Below are 21,961 nucleotides of genomic sequence, written 5' to 3' on the forward strand. Positions count from 1 at the left end.
GAGGCGCTACTTCAGCAGCGAGATCATCTCACAGGAGATGACCGTCTCGTCGCGCTGGTTTCTGATTTCGACGGCGTTCTTGACGGTGCCGTTGCCGGGGCCGTCGTCCTTCTCGCGGGTCTCGACGACCTCCGTCTCGACGTGGATGGTGTCGCCGATGAGGACCGGCTGTCGGAACCGGAGGTTGTCCATGCCGTAGAAGGCGACGACGGCCTCCCGCTCCTCGGGCGTGCGGTTCTGCCACAGCAGGCCGGTCGCCGCCGAGAGGACGAGCATGCCGTGGGCGATGCGCTCGCCGAACGGCGAGTCGCTCATCCGCTCCTCGTCGGTGTGGAGGTGGTTGAAGTCCCCGGAGACGCCCGCGAAGTTCATCACGTCCGCCTCGGAGATGGTTCGGCCCTGCGTGCGGTCGGTGTCGCCTTCCTCGATTTCGTGGAAGACGCTGGGTTCGTCGGTGTTGGTGTCGGAGTCTGTATCGCTCATTGGTCTCTGAACAGTCGGTAGCTGGTGCCGCCGGTCGCGACGACTTTCTCCTCGCCGTCGTGGACCGTCGTGACCTCGCTTTCGGTATAGCCCATCGAACCGCCGGCGCGGATGACTTCGGCCTCGACACGCAGGTCGTTGCGCGCGGGCCGGACGTAGCGGACGTTGAGGTCCGTCGTCGTCAGCATCGCCTCGTCCGGGTCCTCGAAGGTCGACCGGAGCGCGAAGCCGGAGGCGGTATCGATGACCGTCGCGGTGATGCCGCCGTGGACCGTCCCGGAGGCGATGTTGGCGAACTTGTCGTCGAAGGGCAACTCGAAGATCACGTGGCCGGGGTCGACGACCTCGACGTCGAGGTTCAGCCATTCGAACAGGCCGTGCTCGCGGAGCTCCCGGTCCAGCACGTCGTTTCCGCCGTCGGCGGCACCCTCACTCATCGTCGCTCACTCCCCTTCGAAATCGGGGTCGCGGTCCTCCATGAACGCCGAGGCGCCCTCCATCATGTCGTCGGTCGTCAGCAGAAGGCCGAAGGCCTGCGATTCGAGTTCGAGGCCGGCGGCGATATCCTGGTCGCGACCCTTGTTCATCACTTTCTTCGCCTTCCGCAGGGCGATGGGCGCGCCGTTGACGAGGTCGTCGAGGAACTCCTCGACGGTGTCGTCGAACTCCTCGGCGGGGACGGCGCGGTTGATGAGGCCCCAGTCCTCGGCGGTTTCGGCGTCGATGCGCTCGCCGCGGAAGACGAGTTCCTTTGCGCGGGCCTCGCTCAGCATCCGAATCGCGCGCTGGGTGCCGCCGCCGCCCGGCAGCAGGCCGAGGTTGATTTCGGGGAAGCCGAACGACGAATCCTCGGTGGCGATACGGAGGTCGCAGGCCAGCGCGAGTTCGTGGCCGCCGCCGAGACAGAAGCCGTCGATTTTGGCCAGCGTCGGCCGCGGGAAGTCGTTGACCGTCTGGAAGACGGGCGTGACCTCGACCTCGTGGGGGTCGATACCGGAGAATCCGGTGATGTCGGCGCCAGCGGAGAAGGCGCGGTCGCCCGCGCCCTCGAAGGTGACCGCCCGGACCTCGTCGAGGTCGGCGTTCTCGAGGACGTGGACGATTTCGTCCATCATGTCGTCGTTCAGCGCGTTCATGCGGGCCGGCCGGTCGAGTTCGACCTCCAGCAGGCCGTCGTCGTTCAGGTCGACGTTGATGGTCGTGTAGTCCCGTTCGCTGTCCTCGCCGTACTCGTAGAAGCCGGCGCCGGCATCCTCGCCGGTGTTGCCCTCCGCGACGAGTTCTTCGAGGTAGTCGGCGGGTTCGTAGCGGTCGGCGCCCGTCTCCTCGTAGAGGGTTTCGAGTTTGTCGAGTACCTCGTCGAGACCGATCTTGTCCGCGCGGCGGCAGGGGCCTTCGGGGAAGCCGGCGCCGAGGCGGAGACCCGTGTCGATGGCGTCGGGCGTCGCGACGTCGTTGCCGATGAGTTTCGCGGCCTCGTTGATGATGCGGGCCTCGATGCGGAGCCAATCGAAGTCCTCGGAGACGTCGTCGGGACCGTAGTCGGCGCCGTCGCCGTCCTCGTAGTCGTAGTAGCCCTTGCCGGTCTTCTGGCCGAGTTCCTCGGCTTCGACCTTCTCCTCGACGATGGGCGGGACGGGCTGGCCGGCCTCCTTGCGGACGTGGTAGCCGATGTCGATACCGGTCAGGTCGCCGAGTTCGAACGGCCCCATCGGGTAACCGCGCTCGTGGACCATCGTGGCGTCGGCCTCCCGGATTTCGGCCTCGCCGTTGCTGACCATCCAGCCGGCTTCGTCGCCGAACGGTCCCAGCACGCTGTTGACGACGAACCCGCGAACGTCCTTCCGGACGTAGATGGGCGTCTTGTCGATGGACTCGACGAACTCGTAGGTCGTCTCGGCCGTCTCGTCGGAGGTCTCCTGGCCGTAGATGACCTCGACGAGGTCCATCTTCACCGGCGGGTTGAAGAAGTGCATCCCGACGACCTGTTCGGGTCGGTCGGTCGCTTCCGCGATCTCCGTGATGGGTAGCGAGGAGGTGTTAGAGGCGAGAATGGCCTCGTCGTGGGTGAATTCGTCGAGGTCCGAGAAGATGTCGTGTTTGATGTCCATCTCCTCGGGGGCGGCCTCGATGACGAGGTCGGCCTCGGCGACGGCGGCTTCGAGGTCCGTCGTCGTGTCGATGCGGTCGAGCACGTCGGCGGGGGCCTCGTCGATGCGGCCCTTCTCGGCGAGTTTCTCGACGGACCACTCGATGTCCTCGTAGCCGTCCTCGACGAACTCGTCTTTGATGTCGCGCATCGTAACCGAATAGCCCGCGAGCGCGACGACTTCCGTAATACCGTGTCCCATGTTCCCCGCGCCGAGTACAGCGACGCGGTCGATGGCATCAAGCGTCATACGACTGCTTCTGTCGGCGGCATCCCCTTAAGGATACCCCATGCTATTATCTTTGTTAGATATCCGGACGATAGTTACAATAGTTGTAAACTGAACACTCCCGAAACGTATCCATCGTGGTTCCGAAATCAGGCGTTTTCCGGTTCGGAAGATATTTTTTCACCGACGGAAAAGAATCCCCCATGAGCGCGGAGACGGAGGACAGGATATTGGAAGTCCTCGAAGACGATGCGCAGGCATCCTACGCCGAGATCGCCAAGCGCGCCGACGTATCGAAACCGACCGTCCGGAAATACATCGAGAAACTCGAATCGGAGGGCGTCATCGTCGGCTACTCGGCCGACATCGACCCGAAGAAACTCACGGGCAAATCCATCGCCCTCGTCGGCATCGACGTAGCCAGCGAACGCTACGTCGAGGCCACGAAGGAACTGAAGGACCTCGATGCCGTCGAGTCGCTGTACTCCTCCAGCGGCGACCACATGCTGATGGCCGAGGTCCGAGCGCCCGACGGCGACGCCGTCGGTGACGTCATCGCCGAGCAGATCCTCGAAATCGAGGGCGTCGAGGCCGCCCACCCCTCCTTCCTGCAGGAACGACTCAAATAACGCCGTCCGTCCGTCTCCGCCCCGCCGTTTTCCGTATCCGGGTTCCGACGCCCGTGGTGTTTTGCCCGTCGCCGCCCAACGTCGAGTATGGCCACCTACCAGCGCGAGACGTGGGTCGACGCCCCGCTCGAAGCGGTCTGGGAGTTCCACTCCACCATCGAGGGACTGGAGAAGCTCACCCCCGAGTACATGCACCTCGACGTCCGCGGCGTCGTCGGCCCGGACGGCCAACCCGACCCCGAACTGCTCGAAGCGGGTTCGCGCATCGAGATGTCCATCCGGCCGTTCGACGTCGGCCCGCGACAGGAGTGGACCTCCATCATCACCGAGCGCGCGGAGTGGGAGGGCGCCGCCATGTTCCACGACGTGATGGAAGAGGGGCCCTTCCCGACGTGGGAACACACCCATCGCTTCTTCGCCGACGAGGGGGGCACGGTCGTCTCGGACCGCGTCGAATACGAACTGCCGGGCGGCCCGCTCGGACGGGCCGTCTCGCCGCTGGGGTGGGTCGGCTTCGAACCCATGTTCCGCGGGCGACACCGGCAGACGAAGCGACTGCTGGAGTAATCGGAGACGCCGCCACGAAGCGGCACTCGCGGGGGAGAAACTGCGCTTCGGAGGTCGTTCAGCTGCGAGCACTCGACGGCGCGTCGCCGCCTCGCTGCTCGATTGCCCGCCAGGCGTCGTCCGCCTCGAGTTCCCGGGTGGCCGTCCGGACTTCCGAGCGAATCGCACCGTAGAACCGCTCGCGGCCGACCGGCGTTCGAAGGCGGATAACGGCGGTCTCGGTCGTGACCGCGAACGCCGCCAGCGCCCAGCCGCCGTCTCGCTTTTCCCACCGTCCAATGACCGTCGCCGCGTCGTCCCCGACGGTACGAGAGCCCAGCGCCCAGCTCATGCGGGTCAGATGGGACAGCTCGAAGGGAACGACGTCCGGCAGCTCGGCGACGGCGGGACCGGCCGCCCCGTTCGGACTGTCATGAACTGCCATATCACGAGAGGTGAACTCACCCGGCAAAAACCCATCTATTTCCACGAGAGGAGTTGCCAATCGTCTTACAGGCTCAGCACGGCCCACATCAGGACGGCGGCGAGAATCGGAATCGTGAGGTTGTCGTCGATGACGTGGCCCCGGATGCGCGGTTTGACGCCGTCGGCGACCATCGCGCCGCCGGCGCCTGCCGCGGCCGCAAGCGGCGGGACGAACGGGTACGCGAGGGCGAAACTCACGAGGAACATCCCGACCAGCACGCGCGGACGGGCGACGGTTCGGAGTTCGCCACTGGAGAGCAGACCGCCGACGGGGTCGGCGAGCATCAGCATGAACAAGGCAGGAACCGCGATTTGCGGCCGAAAGGCCAACACGACAACGGTACTGCTGAGGACGTAGAGGGCGTACCCGGCGACCGAGTCCTGTTCGTACTCGCGGGTGAGTTGCTCGTAGATGGCGTGTTCGAGGCCGCCGTAGAGGCGGGCGGCTTCGAGGAGGGCCGTCACGACGAGGCCGACGACCGCGAGGGCCTGCACGACTCGCCACGTGACGAGTCCGACCTCGTAGTGGGCGTCCAGCAGATACGCGCCCGGGACGATGGCCCCGGAGGCGTGGACGGCCCGACGACGAATCTCGAAGGACATATCCGACCCGTTGGGATGCGGGGACTTATACGGACTGTTGTCGTCTTTTACCGCTCATCGCCAGTACGGGTCGGCGAGGACCGGTACATCGTTACAACGAGCGCATCAGATTCGGTCGATTGAGTTCGGGGCGGGAGGCGGGGGGTGTCCAGCCAACAGTATATTGGTCGTGGCACCTAACCGTGGAGGCGATGGGCCAGACCGACGGGGAGCTCGACCTCGGGAGCGACGCCGCGTGGGTCGCGGCCGCTCTCGTGTTGGTGGCGAGCCTCAGCGGCGCGGTCGTCCTCGCCGAGTGGCCCTTCTGGGGCGTCCAACCCGAACAGCCGGAGGACCCCGACCTGATTACGGTCGGTGACGCGGAGGCGGAGCTGTGGCCCTACACCGCCCGCGTACAGCGGTTCGAGGCGCGCACGCTGGGCATCAACGTCGTCTTCGACGAGGATTCGGCGGACGTCGAAACCGCGCTCCGCGAGCGGTCGGCCCTGCAGTGGGAGGAAGAAGAATCCATCGAGCCCGTCGCCAACGGGACTAACACCAGCGAGCGCGTCAGAATTGACCCCGAGGCCGAGCGCATCGAGGACGCCATCACGTTCCAGGACGCCGAGGGTGCGAAGCGGTACACCTACGTCGAAACCGATGGCGGGGGTGTGTGGCTCGACGAATCCTACCAGTTGCACTCGGGGACGTACCTCGGTGCGAGGCTGCACATCCGCGCCTACGACGACCCCAACGGCAAGTGGACGGCCGTACAGGTCCACGAGGAACACTGGGACTGGTTCCGACTCCGACACACCGTCACCGGCATCGACGACGCCCAGCGACGACTGGAGGCGGACTTCATGGGCGAACCCTACGTCGAGGAGGTAGTCCGACTGCCGTTCGGCAACCGAACCGCCGACGGCGACGGCTGGGCGACGGTCATCCGTCTCGCCGCCCTCTCGGCGCTCCTGTTCGGCTTTGCGGGGAACGCCGGCCGCATCGAGCGGGCGACGCGCCGGTTCGTCCGGCGACAGCGTCGGGAACTGGCACTCGGCGCCGTCGTCTTCGGGCTGTATCTGGCGGTCCGGTTCCTCGGCATCGCCGGTGAGGCGGTCGCCACCGACCTCTCGCCGAAGCTCGTCGCTGCGCCGCTGTATCTCTGCTTGGCGCTCGGGACGCCGACCGCGGCGTATCTGCTCGGTCGGGGGTCGAACCGGACGTGGGCGTTCGTCTTCGCCGCGGCCGGCCTCGGCACGGCGTTCGTCGTCGATTTCGCCGCGATGGGGGTTTCGCTCGTTCCCCTTCGGGTCGTCCTTCACCGGGCGGCGGTCCTCACCGCGCTCGGCCTCATCGCGCTCGGCGGGGCGTTGGCGGCCGACCGGGACGAATATCCCCCGGCGCTTCTCGTCGGCCTCGCCGGGTGGCTGCTAGCGCTTCTCGCCCCGCTTTTCGGCTATCTCTGAGATAGCGGGCCGTTCAGTCGCGATACGCCGGACGAGGAAGTTTATAAGCGTCCGTACGCGAGGTAATGGCCAGTGCCATCCGATCCCTCCATCCAGCGAAGGGCCTTCCTCGCCGGGTCGGCCGGAACGGTCGCGGCGACGAGCGGCTGCATCGGCAACCTTCGGAACCTCGTCGGGCGCGAACGCGCCCAGCAGCTCTCGCTGGATATCGCGACGCTTCCGGCCTCGTCGGACCCCTACGCCGTCCGCATCGCAAACCACCTCACCGACAACCTCGAGTTGGCCGGCATCGACGCCGGGCCGCCCGAACCGATGGAACCGGACGTCCTGCTCCGGGATATCCTCATCAATCAGGATTTCGACCTCTACGTCCTCCAGTATCCGAGCGAGGGCCACCCCGGCGAACTCCGCTCGATGCTGTACTCGACGTACGGCGAGGAGGCCGGCTGGCAGAACCCCTTCGGGTTCAGCAACCTCGAGATGGACGACCGCCTCGACGCCCAGCGGGCCGCCGACGCCGAGAGCCGAATCGAGGCCGTCCGCGAGACACAGCGACAGGTCGTCCGCGAACAGCCATTCACCGTCGTCGCCTTTCCTGACCACATCGCCGGTATCAGAACCGACCGGTTCACCGGCTGGAGCGCCGGCGGCCTCCCCGATACCGCGTCCTACTTCCGGCTGGAATCGACCGGCGAGACGGACACGCTGCGGCTGCTGTTGCAGGACCCCCGCGCGACGATGAACCGCAACCCCATCGCCGTCGAACACCGGAACCGCGGCGTCGTCACCGGGCTGTTCTACGACCCGCTGGTCAGACGGCTCGACGGGACGCGGACGCCGTGGCTCGCCAGCAGCGTCGACTGGGACGACGACGGCGCCGGACTCGCGGCGACCGTCGAACTGCGCGAGGCGTCGTGGCACGACGGCGAACCGCTCACCGCCGACGACGTGGCCTTCACCTACGAGTTCCTGAACGACACCTCGCTCGGGTCCTTCGAGACGCCCGTCCCGACGCCGTGGCGCCGGGGGCGGGTCGACCTCGTCGATTCCGTCGAGGCTCGTGACGACCGGACCCTCCGGATGACGTTCACGACGGAAAACACCGAGACCGCGAGCAGCGCGCTGGGCGTGTTGATACTGCCGAAACACGTCTGGTCGGAGCGGACCGACTCCGCCGACGTGGCGGGCGTCGAAGTCGCCGGGCAGACGACCGAAGCCCTCGTGTGGGCCAACGAGAACCCGGTCGGCAGCGGGCCGTTCCGGTTCGAATCCGCCGAGCCCGACGAGAATCTCAGGCTCGTGCGGTTCGACGACCACTTCCTGCATCGGGGCGACGACGGTGGGGTTCCGGAGCCATACGCGTCCGGCGTCGATTTCCAGCGAATCGACTTCGAGGTGACTCCGTCGAACGACGCCGCCGTCGAGATGCTCGAAAACGACGACGCCGACGCCTCCGCCGACGGCTTGCAGGCCTCCGTCATCCCGCGTATCGGCCGGAGCGACGATATCTCGCTCACCATCACCAGGCGACAGTCCTTTTATCATATCGGGTATAATTGCAGACAGGCACCGATGTCCGACCCCCGCTTTCGCCGCACCGTCGCTCGCCTCATCGACCGCGAGTATCTGATCTCGTCGGTCTTCAACAGCTACGCCGAGGCGACCGAAGTGCCCTTCACCGGCCGGTGGACGCCCGAGGGCCTCGAGTGGGACGGCACCGCGGAGTTGTCGTTCCTCGGAACGGACGGCGAACTCGACGTCAGCGCCGCCAAAAGCGCGTTCATGGACGCCGGCTACCAGTACGAGGACGACCAACTCGTCAGCCGAGGTGATAACTGATGTTGCTGTTGGTACTGTCGCAGTTGCTCGGCATCATCCTGTTCATGCTGGCAGCGTCGGCGCTGTTCTTCATCGGTCGTGACCGCCTCGTCCGGACCCGCTACGAGTACCGCGAGCGGTTCTCCGATGTCGCACCCTACATCGGCCTGTTGGGCATCGTACTGGTCGCCAACAAGGTCGCCCGCGACGTGGGCCCCGACCTGTCGTGGCTGGTCGGGGTCGGTATCACGCCGACCCTCCAGACCGTCGACGGACGAATCCTGTGGCCGCTCTTCGGTGAGGGCACTCCGCAGTTCGTGACGTGGCTTCAGGCGCAGGCGACCCCGGAGTTGACCGCGTATTTCTCCTTCATCTACATCTACGGCTACGTCTTCCTTTTGATATTCCCGCTGGTGGCGTATTTCGCGCTGCCGAAGCCCGAACCGCTTCGGCGGGCCATCGTCGCCTACGGCGCCAACTACATCATCGGCGTGGTCTGTTATATCGCCTTAATCGCCTACGGCCCTAGGCTCATGATTCCCGAGCAGGTCGAAGGCCTGCTGTTTACCCACTACTCACAGTACCAGTTCCTCACCGCCGAGGTCAACGACCGGACGAACGTCTTCCCGTCGCTGCATACCTCGATGGCCGTCACGGCGGCCCACCTCGCGTGGCTGAGTCGCGATGAATACCCCATGTGGGTGCCCGTCTCCGCCGTGCTGGCGGTCAGCGTCCTCATCGCGACGATGTATCTCGGCATCCACTGGGCGACCGACGTGATATTCGGCATCATGCTCGGCTACCTCAGCGTCCGTATCGGTGCCCGATTCGAGGATACCCCGCCGAACATAGAGAACATCCGCGACCGTGCGAACGGTCTCTGGCGCGTTATTCCAAGCCGCTCTCGATGACGTCTCGCAGTTCTGCGATGTCAGCGGCGGCGTAATCCAGTGTCTTCCCACCGACGGTCAGTTCGAGACGTCCGGAATCGGTCGCCTGCCCCACCTTCTCGACCGGCGCGACGCCGTCGAAGCGTTCGCGGACGGCCTCGGGGTCGGTCGTCTCGACGACCACCCGACCGACGCCCTCCGAGAAGAGCAGTTCCGCGGGCGAAGCGTCGCCGTCGAGTTCGACCGTTGCGCCGGCCTCGCCGACCATCTCAGCGAGAGCGACCGCGAGGCCGCCGTGACTCACGTCGTGGGTCGACAGCGTCGATTCGGCGTTCGCCACGTCGGCGATGGCCGCGACCAGTTCCTTCGCGTTTGCCGGCGGTTCGGGGAATGCGTCCGTTCCGTCGAACTGCGTGAGGAGTTCGGAGCCGCCGAGTTCGTGACGTTCGGGGCCGACGACGAGGAGTTCGCCGTCGCCATCGAGTTCCGCGGTTGGGGCCTCGTAGCCCGGCTTCGTCCCGGCCATCGCCAGCGTCGGCGTCGGCGGGATGGGCCCGGACGGCGAGTCGTTGTACAGCGAGACGTTGCCGCCGACGACGGGCACGTCGAGTTCGCTGCACATGTCAGCGAGGCCATCGACGATGCCGCGGAAGCCGCCGTAGACGTCGTCCTTCTCGGGGTTGCCCCCGTTGAGGCAGTCGACGGCCGCCAGCGGCGTCGTTCCCTTCGCGGCGAGGTTCGTGGCGTTTTCCAGCGCGATAGCGCGGGCGCCGTCGTAGGGCGCAGCGTCGGTCCAGTTCGGGTCCGCACCCGACGAGAAGCCGAGGCCAACACCCTTGGAGTCGTCCGCACCGACTTCACGGATCGCCATCAGCGCCGCGTCGTCGCCGGGTTTCATCGCCGTCCGCGTTCCGACCTCGTGGTCGTACTGCCGATAGACCCACGACTTCGAGGCGGTATTGGGCGAGGCGACCACGGCCTCGAAGGCCTCGGCGAGGTCGACCTCGGGCAGGTCGCGTTCGGGTTGTTCGGGTTCCTCGTGGCCGAGGTCGTTCATCGGCGCGCCCTCTGCGAGGTAGTAGGCGTCGACGTCGACGACCGTCTCGCCCTCGAAGGTACAGACGTAGTTGCCATCGGTCACCTCGCCGATGACCGAACAGCCGAGGTCGTACTTCTCGGCGATGTCCTCGACGGCCTCGACGTCCTCGGGGCGGACCTCGTAGCACATCCGCTCCTGGGATTCGGCGAGCAGGATCTCCAGCGCGTTCATGTTCGGTTCGCGCTGGTGGACGCGGTCGAGTTCGATGTGGGCGCCGAGTCCGCCCTTGGCGACGAGTTCGGAGGAGGCGCCGCCGAGACCGGCCGCGCCGAGGTCGCGGGCGGCGCGAATCAGGTCTCCGTCGACCAGTTCCTCGTTGGCCTCGATGAGTCGCTTCTCGGCGTAGGGGTCGCCGACCTGCACGGCCGGTCGGTCCTCGGTTTCGGCGTCCTCGCCGAGGTCCTCGCTGGCGAAGGAGGCGCCACCGAGCCCGTCGCGGCCGGTGCCGTTGCCGACCAGCACGAGTTTGTTGCCCGGCGTCTTGGCTTCGGCAGTCACGAGGCGCTCGTCGTTGGTCAGGCCGATACAGGCGACGTTGACCAGCGGGTTGCCCTCGTAGTCGTCGTGGAAGGCGACGCTGCCGGTGACGGTGGGCACGCCGATGCAGTTGCCGTAGTGGGAGATACCCTCGACGACGCCTTCGAAGAGGTATTTGGAGTGTTCGGCTTCGAAGTCGCCGAAATAGAGGCTGTCCGCGAGCGCGATGGGGTAAGCGCCCATCGACATCGTGTCGCGGACGATGCCGCCGACGCCCGTCGCGGCGCCGTCGAAGGGGTCGACATAGGAGGGGTGGTTGTGGCTCTCGATACCCATCGTGATGTACGTCTCGCTGTTGTCGCCGGTCTCGGGGTCCGGAAGGGCGACGACGGCGGCGTCGTCACCGGGGCCGACGACGACCTGCGAACCCTCGCTGTCGAAGGCCGACAGCAGGGGCCGCGAGGAGCGATACGCACAATGCTCGCTCCAGAGGTTCTCGAACAGCGTTTCTTCGGCTGGAGTCGGGTCCCGATCCAACTCCTCGACGACGAGGTCGCGGTCCGACGGCGAAAGAGGCATTCACCTGTATGCTACCTTTGCCGGGATAAATCGCTTTTCATGTGCACGTTTATGGCCATATGTCGGATGCTCGCGCCCAACCGGGGCGCTTTTCTCGGGGGGTAACATATCCTCGCCCGTGCTGTCGGTCGAGCTCCACACGCATTCGGCACTGTCCTACGACGGGCGCGACCCCGTCGAGTTACTCCTCGAACAGGCGGAAGCCGTGGGACTCGATGCGCTCGCCGTGACGGACCACGACGAAATCGACGCCTCACTGGAGGCCGCCGCGAAGGCCCAGGAGTACGACCTCGTCGGCATTCCCGGGATGGAGGTCTCCAGTTCGGCCGGCCACGTGCTGGCGCTGGGCGTCGAGGAGTTGATTCCCGCCGGCCTCTCGTTCGTGGAGACGCTCGACCGCATTCACGAGTTGGGTGGCATCGCCGTCGTTCCCCACCCCTTCCAGAAGTCCCGCCACGGCGTCGCCCCGCACGTCTCCGAAGAGACGCTGGCGAGCGCCGACGCCATCGAGGTGTACAACTCACGGCTCTTTACCGGCCGCTCGAACCGGCAGGCCGAGCGGTTCGCCGCGGACCACGGCCTGCCGATGACCGCCGGCAGCGACGCCCACATCGCCGAGATGGTGGGCCAAGCCGTCACCGAGGTCGACGCCTACCACCGGAGCGCCGAGGGCATCCTCGACGCGATTCAGGAGGGCCGCACCAGCGTCGTCGGCAAGCGCACCCCGTGGTTCATCAGCATCGAGCAGTTCGGCGGCGGGGTGAAACGTCGCGTCGCCTCCATGCTCCCGTGGTGATGGCGGGCGAGGACTCGGCGCCGAGCGACGACGCGATGCAAGGCGCCGACTGCGCTACCGTTAGACATGCCCTTGATACCCGAAATCCGCTCGTCGGCACCCGCGGGTTCGCCGGCGAACTCGACGGCGCCCTCGTCCGGGACGTGCTCGGTCGCTATCCCCTCTTTTCGGAAGCGGACGCGCCGGCCGTCTCCAGCCCCGACCCGACCGACCTCCGCGACCCGAACCCCGTCCCCGCGGGCCACCGCCGCGACGAGAACGGCGATACCCGCGTCTGGACGCTGCCGAATCCCGACCCTTACGCCGACCGCGAGCGGGCGGTTCGGGAGGTCCGGGCGGCCGTCACGGAGTCGGTCGACGACGCGGGCGACGAGGTCGACAGCGAGGTCCCGGTCGCCTTTTCGGGCGGCATCGACTCCGCGATTCTCGCCGCGCGACTCGACGGCCCGCTCTACGTCGGCGGCTTCGAGGACAGCCACGACGTCGAAGCCGCCCGGTCGGCCGCCGAGGCGCTGGACCGGGAGGTACACGTCGTCGAGTTTGCCCACGACGACCTCGTGCGCGCGGTGCCGGAACTGGTTCGCGCGACGGGACGGACCAACGCGATGGACATCAACATCGCGCTCCCGCTGTATCTGGTCGCCGAGCGGGTCGCGGCGGACGGCTACGACCGGCTCGCGGTCGGACAGGGCGCCGACGAACTGTTCGGCGGCTACGCCAAGGTGGCCAAGGCGCCGGATGACCCGCGGGTCGACGCCGAGACGGTCCGCGGGGCGACCCGCGAGGTAATCGCCTCGCTGCCCGACCAACTGGAACGGGACGTGCTGGCCCTCCGGGCGGCGGGCGTCGAACCCGTCGCGCCGCTACTGGACGACCGGGTTGTCGAGACGGCGCTGCGGCTTCCCGGCGGCCTGCTCGTTTCGGGCGAGACCCGGAAGGTCGCCCTCCGGGAGGCCGCCGACTTTCTGCCCGACGAGGTCCGCGAGCGCGACAAGAAGGCCGTCCAGTACGGCACCCTCGTCTCGCGGGAACTCGACCGACTGGCCCGACAGGCCGGCTTCAAACGCCGGATGGACGACCACGTCGGGCAGTACATCGACTCGCTGTGCGAGTGAGGTTTTAATAGGTCGGTCGTACAGCGGCCGACATGGCTCGCCTCACGTTGAAAGGGCGACTCGTCGTCGCCGGCATCGGCCTGCTTTTCGTCGTCGTGTTCGGCCTGCTGATGCCGTGGTGGCTCTTCGTCCTCTTCCTCGTCGTGTCGGTGCCGCTGTTCTACAAACTGCTGATCTGAGGGTGGGTTATTCTTCGGAGGGACAGAACAGGACCGGCACCTCGCTGTCCAGCATCACCGACTGGGAGACGCTTCCGAAGACCGCTTTGCCGGCCGGCGAGCGCTTGCGGCCGGCCACGCAGATGACGTCGGCACCCTCCTCTCGGGCGTAGGCGACGACGCGTTCGGCCGGGTCGCCGCTGGATTCGTCGGCCGATACCTCGATACCGGCGTCTTCGAGGATGTCGACGGCCTTCCGGGCCGGTCGGAACTGCGTGATGCCCGCACCCTCGATGTTGTCGGTGAAGACGTGCAGGATGGTCGCGGAGACCTCCTCCTCGTCCCAGTCGATCTCTGCGACGCGCTCGGCCTGCAGTTTCGCTCGCTCCTCGTCGTCGTCGATCGCGATGACGATGTGTGTCATACTCGTACTCGTCTACGCAGGTCCCCCATATATAAGACGGGCCCGAATCCCACTCACGAAAGCGACTCGATGGCCCGCATGCCGAGGTCGCGAACGTCGGTCGCCAGTTCGTCGTGGGCGTCCAGTTCCTCGGCGGTAAACCACTCCCACGCGTCGGCCCCAGTCTCGTCGTGGCCGGCCGGCTCGACCGCACGGCTCTCGACGCGGCCGAAGTAGACGAAATCCATGTGCTGGTGGGCCACTCGCCCGCCCTCGTGGACGTCGATGTCTTCCAGCAGGAAGGCGGCGGGCCGCGGCATCGATTCGGCCTGCCCGGTGTCGTAGGGGCCGCGTTCGGCGACGAGTTCCGGGTCGAGGCCCGTCTCTTCGTAGGTTTCCCGGAGGGCAGCCTCGTGGGGCTGTTCGTCGCGGTCGATGTGGCCGCCGGGCGGCAGCCACATGCCCAACTTCTCGTGTTCGTGCAGCAGCGTCGCGCCGTCGTTGACGACGTACATGGTCGCCACGAAATGCCGTGTCGTCTCCATACAGGCACCGCACAGCGAGGCGGTTTCGACGTTTCGTTATCGAAAAAGCGTCGTCAGACGTCGAGGCCTTCCTCGGCTTCCAGCAGTTCGTGATAGCGGTTCCGGATGGTGACCTCGGAGATGTCCGCGACCTCACTGACCTCGCTTTGGGTCACCTTCTCGTTGACCAGGAGGGAGGCCGCATAGACCGCAGCGGCGGCGAGACCGACGGGCGATTTGCCGGAGGTGATACCGGCCTCGGCGGCGCTGTCGAGCAACTGCCGGGCGCGGCGTTCGGCCTCGTCGGAGAGGTCGAGGTCGCTTGCGAACCGCGGGACGTAGCTCTTGGGGTCGGCGGGCTGGATTTCGAGGCCGAGTTCGCGGACCACGTAGCGGTAGGTACGGGCGATTTCGCTCTTGTCGACGCGGGAGACGTTGGTGACCTCGTCGAGGCTGCGCGGGGTCTTGGCCTGCCGGGCGGCGGCGTACAGCGACGCGGTGGCGACGCCCTCGATGGACCGGCCGGGAAGCAGGTTCTCGTCGAGCGCGCGCCGGTAGATGACGGAGGCAGTCTCTCGGACGTTGTCGGGGAGGCCGAGTGCGCTGGCCATCCGGTCGATTTCGCCCAGCGCTTGCTTGAGGTTGCGCTCCTTGGAGTCGCGGGTGCGGAACCGCTCGTTCCACGTGCGGAGCCGCTGCATCTTCTGGCGTTGCTTGCTCGACAGGGAGTTGCCGTAGGCGTCCTTGTCCTGCCAGCCGATGTTGGTCGACAGCCCCTTGTCGTGCATCATGTTCGAGGTCGGGGCTCCGACGCGGGACTTCTCGTCCTTCTCGGCGCTGTCGAAGGCGCGCCACTCGGGCCCGCGGTCGATCTCGTCCTCGTCGACGACGAGGCCGCACTCGCTGCAGACGGTCTCGCCGTGTTCGGTGTCCGCCCGGAGCGACCCGCCACACTCCGGACAGACCAGTTCGGACTCGTCGCTCTCCTCGGTTGTTTCCTCCTCTTCCTCGCGCTGGGAACGTCTGACGGTGCTGTCAGTCATTTTGAACAAACGGCAGTCAATGGAGGAACTGCGCTACTAATCTGTTGTCGCGTCACCGACTTAAATATTGGGGCCGAGGAATATTCCGAAACGGAAATTTCCAGCACTCTATCGCCCGTTCGAACCGTTTGGTGCTGGTATCCGGAAGTGACGTCGGGTGAGGGCGTCTGCTTAAATAAGTCACGACGAACAACTGTCGTGCGGCGGCGGGCGACACGAGAGGGGGTATTCGAAACCCTTAGTGACACCCCACGCCCACAGTCGACCATGACCGTCGACGAGGAGGAAGTCCGCCATATCGCCTCGCTGGCCCGCGTCGACCTCGACGAGGAGGAGGTCGACCGGTTCACCGAGCAGTTCGCCGACATCCTCGAGTACTTCGAGGCGCTCGACGAGGTGCCCGAAACCGAGGGCGAACCCGAACTGGCCAACGTGATGCGACCCGACGAGGTCCGCGACGGCCTCTCCCAAGAGGAGGCCCTCCAGAACGCACCGGAGACCGAGGACGGCTACTTCAAGGGGCCGAAGGTATCGTAATGAGCCACAACGCCTTCATCACCGAGAAGACCGTCGAGGGCGCCGACGACGGCCCCCTCTCGGGCGTCACCGTCGCCGTCAAGGACAACATCTCGACCGAGGGCGTCCGCACCACCTGCGGGTCGAACATGCTCGACGACTACGTCCCGCCCTACGACGCTACCGTCGTCCAGCGCCTCAAGGACGCGGGCGCGACTATCGTCGGCAAGGCCAACATGGACGAGTTCGGCATGGGGACGACCACCGAAACCTCCGCCTTCGGCCCGACGGAGAACCCCGCCGCCGAGGGCCGGGTGCCCGGTGGCTCCTCCGGAGGTTCGGCCGCGGCCGTCGCCGCCGGCGAGGCCGACGTGGCTCTGGGCTCCGACACCGGCGGTTCGGTCCGCTGTCCCGCCGCCTTCTGCGGCGTCGTCGGTATCAAGCCCACTTACGGCCTCGTCTCCCGCTACGGGCTGGTCGCCTACGCCAACTCCTTAGAGCAAATCGGCCCGCTGGCGCCGACCGTGGAGGAAGCCGCCGAGGTCCTCGACGCCATCGCCGGCCCAGACGAGAACGACGCGACGACGCGCGAGGAGGGTGCCGACTCGAACTACGCCGCCGCCGCGGACGGCGACGTCGACGGCCTCACGGTCGGCGTGCCGACCGAACTGGTAGAGGGCGCCGACGAGGGCGTCCGCGAGACCTTCGAGGCCGCACTCGAGGACCTCCGGTCGCAGGGTGCGACCACCGAAGAGGTGTCGCTTCCCTCCGTCGAGACGGCCGTGCAGGCCTACTACGTCATCGCGATGTCCGAAGCCTCCTCGAACCTCGCGCGCTTCGACGGCGTCCGCTACGGCAAGTCGGGCGGCCACGAGGGCAACTGGAACGACTCGTTCGCCGCGGCCCGCGAGGAGGGCTTCGGTGAGGAGGTCAAACGCCGGGTCCTGCTGGGCACATACGCCCTCTCGGCCGGCTACCACGACAAGTACTACAAGCAGGCTCAGGACGCCCGCGCGTGGGTCAAACAGGACTTCGACGCGGCCTTCGAGGACGTCGACGTGCTCGCCTCGCCGACGATGCCCGTTCCGCCGTTCGAGATGGGCGAGAGCCTCGATGATCCCCTCCAGATGTACCTCGCCGACGCCAACACGGTGCCGGTCAACCTCGCGAACCTGCCCGCGATTTCGGTCCCCGCAGGCGAGACCGACGAGGGGCCGGTCGGCCTCCAGTTGGTCGGGCCCGCCTTCGGCGAGGAGATCATCATCCGCGCCGGCTCCGCGCTGGCCTGATACGGGTTGTTGTAACGATTTACCGATCATCGCCAATGTGCACCGGTGATGACCGATAAATGACTACAAGAAACCGTATGACACGGACAGTTCCTTTTATACCCCGACGAGTGCCGCGATGCCGCGAACGGCGACGGCGGCCGTTTCCGCGTCGCCGAAGCGGACGCCGATGTAGCCGAAGGCCGCCTGCGTCATGTTGAACAGGCCGTGGATGACCGCGACGACGACGAGGTTCTCCGTGAACTCGTAGACGACGCCCAGGACGAGGCCGACCAGAAACAGGACCACGACGCCGAGCAGCGCGCCCTCGATGTTGCCCGGTAGGAAACCGGTGATGTGGGCGAAGGCGAAAAACAGCGTCGCGGTACCGACGCCCACGACGGGGCCGAACGTCTCCCGCAGGCGTGACTGGACGATGCCGCGGAACAGCAACTCCTCGGCCGGCCCGACGATGAGCATCGACAACACGCCGATGAGGACGAAGATGAGCGGGTCCTGCTGTGCCACCTCGATGATGCCCTGCTGTTGGCGCTCGATGCCGAGTCGGGAGGCGATGACGAAGGTCGCGATGGCGCCCGAAAGCCACAGGACGACCATGCCGACGTAGCCGGCCCCGAGCGCGATCCAGCCTTCCAGCGAGGGGACTCGAACGCCGATATCGGCCAGCGTCTGGCCTCGATAGCGGAGGTAGCCGACCGAGACGGCGGTGAAGGCGACCAGTTGCAGCGTCAGCACCGAGAGGACGACCGCCCGTCGCGGCGTGAGTTCGACGCCCGCCACGGAGAGCGCGAGGCCGAGGAGGGCCGCCAGCGCGTTGCCGCCGACGAAGGCCAGTGCCACGAGCCCGACGACGACGGCCACCGCGACCACGGGGGCGGGAAGCCGGTCGCCGAGCGAGGAGTCTGCATCCGACATGGCCGCCCCTACGGCGGGTCGACTCAAAAGGCCACCCCTACCCGTAGCGAAGATACCAGTACAGCACCGCGAGGGCGGCCGGTGCCGCGATGACGAGCGGGAGGGTCAACACGCTCTCCGGGCGGCCGGCGAACTGGACCGCGACCAGTACGGCGGCGAAGACGAAGGCGAGCGAGCCGACCACGAGCGCGACCACGGAAAGCGGGTCGCCGTCCTCGCCCATCACGTCAGTCGTCGGCGTCGTGGAGGCTCTCGAGGATTTCAGGGTCGGTGCGGAACTTCAGTACGTTCGTCACGACGGAGTTGCGGAGGTTGTGGACGACGTCGCCGTGTTCCTTGTAGAAGTCGTGAATCCACTGGGATTGGGCCTCCCGGGTCGAGAACATCATGACCGACTTCCACTGGTATTCCCCATCCGAGAGGAAGTAAAACAGCGTGTTCGGCGAATCGCGGATGAACTCCATCGCCGGACGCCACTGCTCGTCGAAGTTCTCGGGATTGAACTTGAACTCGAAGAGGGCGAAGTGGAAGTACTCCTCGTTGGGGATGATCGCCTCCCGGAAGACACCCTCCTCGCGCATGCCGCGGATGGATTCGGAGACGGTGACATGAGAGACGTCGATGTCGTATTTCTCGTCCAGAATGCGGGCGAGGTCCCGCGAGGACAGTTGTGGGTCCCGGGAGAGTTCCCGAAGCACCAGCACGTCCCGCTCTTTGAACTCCCAGCTCGGGGCGTCACTCGAAGCCATGCGCGGCTACTCACTCCCCTCCAACGTGTCAGTTTCGGTGAGGAACTCGCGGAGTTCCTCCCGGTAGGTCTCCGAGCGGTCCTCGACGACCCAGTGGTACGCCTCGTCGAGTTCGACGACCTCGCCGCCGAGGTCATCGGCGAGTCGGTGGCCGTACTCGATGGGCTGCATGACGTCGTCGGTAGCCCACAGACACAGCACCTCGGCGTCGATGGCGTCGTAGGGAATCTCGGTCGTGTGGTTGGTGTTCGTGGCGACGGCGGCCCGCGAGATGGCGCGTTTGCCGTTCTCGCGGAGCCACGGCGCCTTCATCCCCTCGACGAACTCGGGGTCGGCCTCGCCGTAGGCGCCCTCGGCGAAGGCGAAATCGAGTTTGGCCTCAAACTCCTCGTCGTCCATCTCGGTGGTCGACGGCAGGCCGAGGTTCGCGACGAACTCGACGGGCCAGGAGTCGTAGCAGACGATGTTCGAGGCGACGAGTCGGTGGACGCGCTCGGGCGAGTGAGCCGCGAGTCGGAGCGCGGCACCGCCGCCGATGTCGTGGGCGACGAGCGTCACCGATTCCTCGCCGAGCGTATCGAGGAGTTCGGACAGCATCGCCTCCTGGGCGCGAATCGAGCGGTCGAAGCCGTCGTGGCTCGCGGAGTTGCCGTAGCCGAGCATGTCGGGGACGACGACCCGGTAGTCGTCGGCGAACGCGGGCGCGACGTCACGCCAGAGGAACGACCACGTCGGGACGCCGTGGACGAAGACGAGCGTGTCCTCGGGCTCGTCGGGGCCGTCCTCATAATAAGCGACCGACAGCTCGTGGCCGTCGACGGTGACGCCCGTCTCCGACTGCGCGTCGGTCCATTCCTCGTGGTTCATAGGAGGCGGTCGGAGATGATGTTCTTCTGAATCTCGCTGGTCCCCTCGTAGATCTTCGTGATGCGGGCGTCACGGTAGATGCGCTCGACGGGATGGTCCGAGACGTAGCCCGCGCCGCCGTGTACCTGAATCGCCTCGTCGGCGATGTCGACGGCGTTCTCGGAGGCGAACAGTTTCGCCATCGAGGCCAGCCTGACGGCGGTGTCGTCCTTGTCGTCGGCGACGTGGCTCGCGGCACGGTAAGTCAGCGAACGGGCGGCTTCGAGGTTAGTCGCCATCTCGGCGACCTTGTGCTCGATGGCCTGGAACTCCTTGATCTTCTGGCCGAACTGCTCGCGGTCGTTGGCGTAGTCGATGGCGGCGTCGAGCGCGCCCTGTGCGGCACCGACCGCCTGTGCGGCGACGCTGGTGCGGCCGGACGCGAAGAAGTCCATGAGCTGGTAGAAGCCCTCGTTCTTCTCGCCGATGATGTTCTCCTCGGGGACGCGCACGTCGTCGATGACGACCTCCGCGAGGTCCGAGGCGCGGATACCGAGCTTGTTGTCGATTTTCGTCGGCTTGAAGCCGTCCTTCTCGGTGGGGACGAGGAACGCGGTGATGCCGCGGTGGGCCGGTTCGGCCTCGGGGTCGGTCTTGGTCATGACAACGGCGACGTCGGCGACGGTGCCGTTGGTAATCCACATCTTGTTGCCGTTGAGGACGTACTCGTCGCCGTCCTGTTCGGCGTGGGTCTCGATGCCGGCGACGTTCGAGCCGTGGGCGGGCTCGGAGATGCAGGAACAGGAGGCCGCTTCGCCGTTGGCGATTTTCGGCAGCCACTCCTCCTTCATCCACTCGTCGCCGTACTCCAGAATCATCGAGGAGCCGAAGCCGGCCGAGCCGATGGCCGAGCCGATGCCGGGGTCCGCACGCCACAGTTCCTCGGTGACGATGGTGCGGCCGATGGCGCCCATGCCCGCGCCGTCGTACTCGACGGGGATGTGCGGGGAGACGAAATCCAGTTCGGCGGCCTGCCGACGGAGGTCCTCGGGATACTTGCCTTCCTCGTCGTGTTCGCGCGCGACGGGAGCTATCTCTTCCTGCCCGAATTCGCGAACGGCCTCGCGAATCGCCTCGTGCTCAGCGTTGAGCTGAAAGGACATGTACGGACCCTGGGCTTCCGTTGCAAAATAGATTGCCCCTCTTTTCGAACAGCGTTAATTCAGGGTGGCGCGGGATGAACTATTCGCCTTTGAATTCGGGTTCGCGGCCCTCCATGAACGCGGTCGCCCCCTCTTCGTGGTCGTCGGTGGCGAACACGGCCGCCTGCGCCGATGCCTCGTTGTCGAGGGCTTCCTTCAGGGAGGCGTTGAAGCCCTGATTGAGCGCCTGCTTGGAGTTCCGAAGCGCGATGGTCGGCCCCGTGGCGATGGGTTCGATGAACTCCGCGGCCTGTTCCTCGAAGTCCTCCTCGAAGACGTGGTTGAAGAGGCCGAGGTCCTCGGCGTCCTCGGCGTCCAACAGTTCGCCGGTGAAGACGAGTTCCTTGGCCTTGCTGAGGCCGACCTCGCGGGGCAGCAGATAGGACGTTCCGGTGTCGACGGCGAGGCCGACCTGCCGGAAGCCGAAGGAGATGCTCGCATCGACGGAGGCGAGCGTGATGTCCGTGGCGATGGCGAGGTTCGCACCCGCGCCGTAGGCGACGCCGTCGACCTTGGCGACCGTCGGCAGGTGGAACTCGGCGATGCGCTGGATGGCACGGCTCGTATCGTGTTGGATGTTCTCGACGGCCTCGTGGAGTTCGGCCTCGTCGCTCATCAACTCGACCATGGAGTTGACGTCGCCGCCGGCACAGAAGGTGCCCTCCTTGCCCGTGACGACGAGACAGCGCACGTCGTCGCTCGCCTCGGCCTCGTCGACCGCGTCGACGATGGATCCGGACATCTCGCTGGACAGCGCGTTGCGGCTGTCCGGGCGGTTGAGCGTAATCGTCGCGATGCCGTCCTCGATATCGAGGGTCGCTGCGTCACTCATGATACACCACCACATACGACCCCTCCCTCTAAAGCCTTCCCAATACGCTGACCAGCGTTCAGGCTCCGTGGCGAATAGCTAACGGTTGAAAGAATGAATCGACGAGTCGTTTCGATTGCTCAAAAGCGGCGGTCGACGAG

The 21,961-nt window shown here is 66.3% G+C and carries 25 protein-coding genes; 10 read left to right on the forward strand and 15 right to left on the reverse strand.

All coding sequences use genetic code 11. The features are described from left to right. Positions 1-6 precede the first annotated feature (6 nt). Genes U5914_RS13885 through U5914_RS13895 form a run of 3 tightly spaced genes read right to left on the reverse strand, consistent with a single transcriptional unit; the run spans position 7 to position 2,882 of the window. Complete coding sequence (locus U5914_RS13885; protein ID WP_336136347.1) at positions 7-483, reverse strand: MaoC family dehydratase; 477 nt, start codon at positions 481-483, stop codon at positions 7-9. Continuing rightward, positions 480-920 (reverse strand): PaaI family thioesterase, encoded by a 441-nt coding sequence (locus tag U5914_RS13890; RefSeq protein WP_336136348.1) that lies wholly within the window; start codon positions 918-920, stop codon positions 480-482. Before U5914_RS13890 ends, U5914_RS13885 begins: the two co-directional genes overlap by 4 nt. 6 nt (positions 921-926) lie before the next feature. Beyond that, positions 927-2,882, reverse strand: coding sequence for a 3-hydroxyacyl-CoA dehydrogenase/enoyl-CoA hydratase family protein (locus U5914_RS13895; RefSeq protein WP_336136349.1), 1,956 nt, complete (start codon positions 2,880-2,882; stop codon positions 927-929). A 182-nt stretch (positions 2,883-3,064) separates the two neighbouring features. Between U5914_RS13895 and lrpA1 the strand changes: the two genes are divergently transcribed. Both lrpA1 and U5914_RS13905 read left to right on the forward strand, forming a co-directional pair. Further along, positions 3,065-3,490, forward strand: coding sequence for an HTH-type transcriptional regulator LrpA1 (gene lrpA1 / locus U5914_RS13900; RefSeq protein WP_336136350.1), 426 nt, complete (start codon positions 3,065-3,067; stop codon positions 3,488-3,490). An 87-nt stretch (positions 3,491-3,577) separates the two neighbouring features. Continuing rightward, positions 3,578-4,057: an SRPBCC family protein gene (locus tag U5914_RS13905; protein ID WP_336136351.1), complete on the forward strand. Its 480-nt coding sequence runs from the start codon at positions 3,578-3,580 to the stop codon at positions 4,055-4,057. A gap of 58 nt (positions 4,058-4,115) precedes the next feature. Here the strand turns inward: U5914_RS13905 and U5914_RS13910 are convergent, their stop codons facing one another. After that, positions 4,116-4,481: a hypothetical protein gene (locus tag U5914_RS13910; RefSeq protein WP_336136352.1), complete on the reverse strand. Its 366-nt coding sequence runs from the start codon at positions 4,479-4,481 to the stop codon at positions 4,116-4,118. Positions 4,482-4,546: 65 nt separating this feature from the next. After that, positions 4,547-5,125 carry a dolichol kinase gene (locus tag U5914_RS13915; protein ID WP_336136353.1) on the reverse strand — a complete coding sequence of 193 codons (579 nt, stop codon included), beginning with the start codon at positions 5,123-5,125 and terminating at the stop codon, positions 4,547-4,549. 191 nt (positions 5,126-5,316) lie between these two features. Here U5914_RS13915 and U5914_RS13920 point away from each other — a divergent pair, with 191 nt between their 5' ends. The 3 genes from U5914_RS13920 to U5914_RS13930 all read left to right on the forward strand — a co-directional run bounded on the left by U5914_RS13920 (position 5,317) and on the right by U5914_RS13930 (position 9,299). Next, entirely contained in the window at positions 5,317-6,570 is a 1,254-nt protein-coding gene (locus U5914_RS13920) for a hypothetical protein (protein ID WP_336136354.1), read from the forward strand. A gap of 72 nt (positions 6,571-6,642) precedes the next feature. Further along, a complete protein-coding gene (locus U5914_RS13925) occupies positions 6,643-8,409 on the forward strand; it encodes an ABC transporter substrate-binding protein (protein ID WP_336136355.1) in 1,767 nt (588 codons plus the stop codon). Then, positions 8,409-9,299 (forward strand): phosphatase PAP2 family protein, encoded by an 891-nt coding sequence (locus tag U5914_RS13930; RefSeq protein ID WP_336136356.1) that lies wholly within the window; start codon positions 8,409-8,411, stop codon positions 9,297-9,299. The genes U5914_RS13925 and U5914_RS13930 overlap by 1 nt, the downstream gene beginning before the upstream one ends. On the opposite strand, the gene purL is transcribed toward U5914_RS13930, so the two are convergent. Next, positions 9,277-11,433: a phosphoribosylformylglycinamidine synthase subunit PurL gene (purL, locus tag U5914_RS13935; protein ID WP_336136357.1), complete on the reverse strand. Its 2,157-nt coding sequence runs from the start codon at positions 11,431-11,433 to the stop codon at positions 9,277-9,279. The two genes, U5914_RS13930 and purL, sit on opposite strands and share 23 nt — an antisense overlap. 118 nt (positions 11,434-11,551) lie before the next feature. On the opposite strand from purL, the gene U5914_RS13940 reads away from it, so the two are divergent. Genes U5914_RS13940 through U5914_RS13950 form a run of 3 tightly spaced genes read left to right on the forward strand, consistent with a single transcriptional unit; the run spans position 11,552 to position 13,523 of the window. Beyond that, positions 11,552-12,229 carry a PHP domain-containing protein gene (locus U5914_RS13940; protein WP_336136358.1) on the forward strand — a complete coding sequence of 226 codons (678 nt, stop codon included), beginning with the start codon at positions 11,552-11,554 and terminating at the stop codon, positions 12,227-12,229. Positions 12,230-12,264: 35 nt separating this feature from the next. Beyond that, entirely contained in the window at positions 12,265-13,344 is a 1,080-nt protein-coding gene (locus U5914_RS13945; protein ID WP_336136474.1) for an asparagine synthase C-terminal domain-containing protein, read from the forward strand. A gap of 32 nt (positions 13,345-13,376) precedes the next feature. Continuing rightward, on the forward strand, positions 13,377-13,523 hold the full coding sequence (locus U5914_RS13950; protein WP_336136359.1) for a hypothetical protein: 147 nt from the start codon (positions 13,377-13,379) through the stop codon (positions 13,521-13,523). A gap of 7 nt (positions 13,524-13,530) precedes the next feature. Here the strand turns inward: U5914_RS13950 and U5914_RS13955 are convergent, their stop codons facing one another. From U5914_RS13955 to U5914_RS13965, 3 genes are read right to left on the reverse strand one after another with little or no spacing between them, the layout of a single operon-like run. After that, positions 13,531-13,926: a universal stress protein gene (locus U5914_RS13955; protein WP_336136360.1), complete on the reverse strand. Its 396-nt coding sequence runs from the start codon at positions 13,924-13,926 to the stop codon at positions 13,531-13,533. A gap of 53 nt (positions 13,927-13,979) precedes the next feature. Continuing rightward, positions 13,980-14,450, reverse strand: coding sequence for an NUDIX hydrolase (locus U5914_RS13960; RefSeq protein WP_336136361.1), 471 nt, complete (start codon positions 14,448-14,450; stop codon positions 13,980-13,982). Positions 14,451-14,503: 53 nt separating this feature from the next. After that, complete coding sequence (locus tag U5914_RS13965; protein WP_336136362.1) at positions 14,504-15,472, reverse strand: transcription initiation factor IIB; 969 nt, start codon at positions 15,470-15,472, stop codon at positions 14,504-14,506. 267 nt (positions 15,473-15,739) lie between these two features. Here U5914_RS13965 and gatC point away from each other — a divergent pair, with 267 nt between their 5' ends. Next, positions 15,740-16,009 (forward strand): Asp-tRNA(Asn)/Glu-tRNA(Gln) amidotransferase subunit GatC, encoded by a 270-nt coding sequence (gene gatC / locus U5914_RS13970; RefSeq protein WP_336136363.1) that lies wholly within the window; start codon positions 15,740-15,742, stop codon positions 16,007-16,009. Continuing rightward, positions 16,009-17,277, forward strand: a complete 1,269-nt coding sequence (gene gatA, locus U5914_RS13975) for an Asp-tRNA(Asn)/Glu-tRNA(Gln) amidotransferase subunit GatA (RefSeq protein WP_336136364.1) — start codon at positions 16,009-16,011, stop codon at positions 17,275-17,277. Before gatC ends, gatA begins: the two co-directional genes overlap by 1 nt. Positions 17,278-17,373: 96 nt before the next feature. Here the strand turns inward: gatA and U5914_RS13980 are convergent, their stop codons facing one another. From U5914_RS13980 to U5914_RS14005, 6 genes are all read right to left on the reverse strand, one after another. Further along, positions 17,374-18,192 carry a CPBP family intramembrane glutamic endopeptidase gene (locus U5914_RS13980; RefSeq protein ID WP_336136365.1) on the reverse strand — a complete coding sequence of 273 codons (819 nt, stop codon included), beginning with the start codon at positions 18,190-18,192 and terminating at the stop codon, positions 17,374-17,376. A gap of 37 nt (positions 18,193-18,229) precedes the next feature. Continuing rightward, a complete protein-coding gene (locus tag U5914_RS13985) occupies positions 18,230-18,415 on the reverse strand; it encodes a hypothetical protein (protein WP_336136366.1) in 186 nt (61 codons plus the stop codon). 4 nt (positions 18,416-18,419) lie between these two features. Next, on the reverse strand, positions 18,420-18,941 hold the full coding sequence (locus U5914_RS13990) for an Lrp/AsnC family transcriptional regulator (RefSeq protein ID WP_336136367.1): 522 nt from the start codon (positions 18,939-18,941) through the stop codon (positions 18,420-18,422). Between the two features lie 6 nt (positions 18,942-18,947). Then, a complete protein-coding gene (locus U5914_RS13995) occupies positions 18,948-19,808 on the reverse strand; it encodes an alpha/beta fold hydrolase (RefSeq protein ID WP_336136368.1) in 861 nt (286 codons plus the stop codon). Next, positions 19,805-20,950, reverse strand: a complete 1,146-nt coding sequence (locus U5914_RS14000) for an acyl-CoA dehydrogenase family protein (protein ID WP_336136369.1) — start codon at positions 20,948-20,950, stop codon at positions 19,805-19,807. The genes U5914_RS13995 and U5914_RS14000 overlap by 4 nt, the downstream gene beginning before the upstream one ends. Before the next feature lie 79 nt (positions 20,951-21,029). Further along, a complete protein-coding gene (locus U5914_RS14005; RefSeq protein WP_336136370.1) occupies positions 21,030-21,821 on the reverse strand; it encodes an enoyl-CoA hydratase/isomerase family protein in 792 nt (263 codons plus the stop codon). Between the last annotated feature and the right edge of the window lie 140 nt (positions 21,822-21,961).

Origin of the sequence: Natronomonas amylolytica (assembly GCF_037031205.1) — an archaeon.
Lineage (GTDB): Archaea > Halobacteriota > Halobacteria > Halobacteriales > Haloarculaceae > Natronomonas > Natronomonas amylolytica.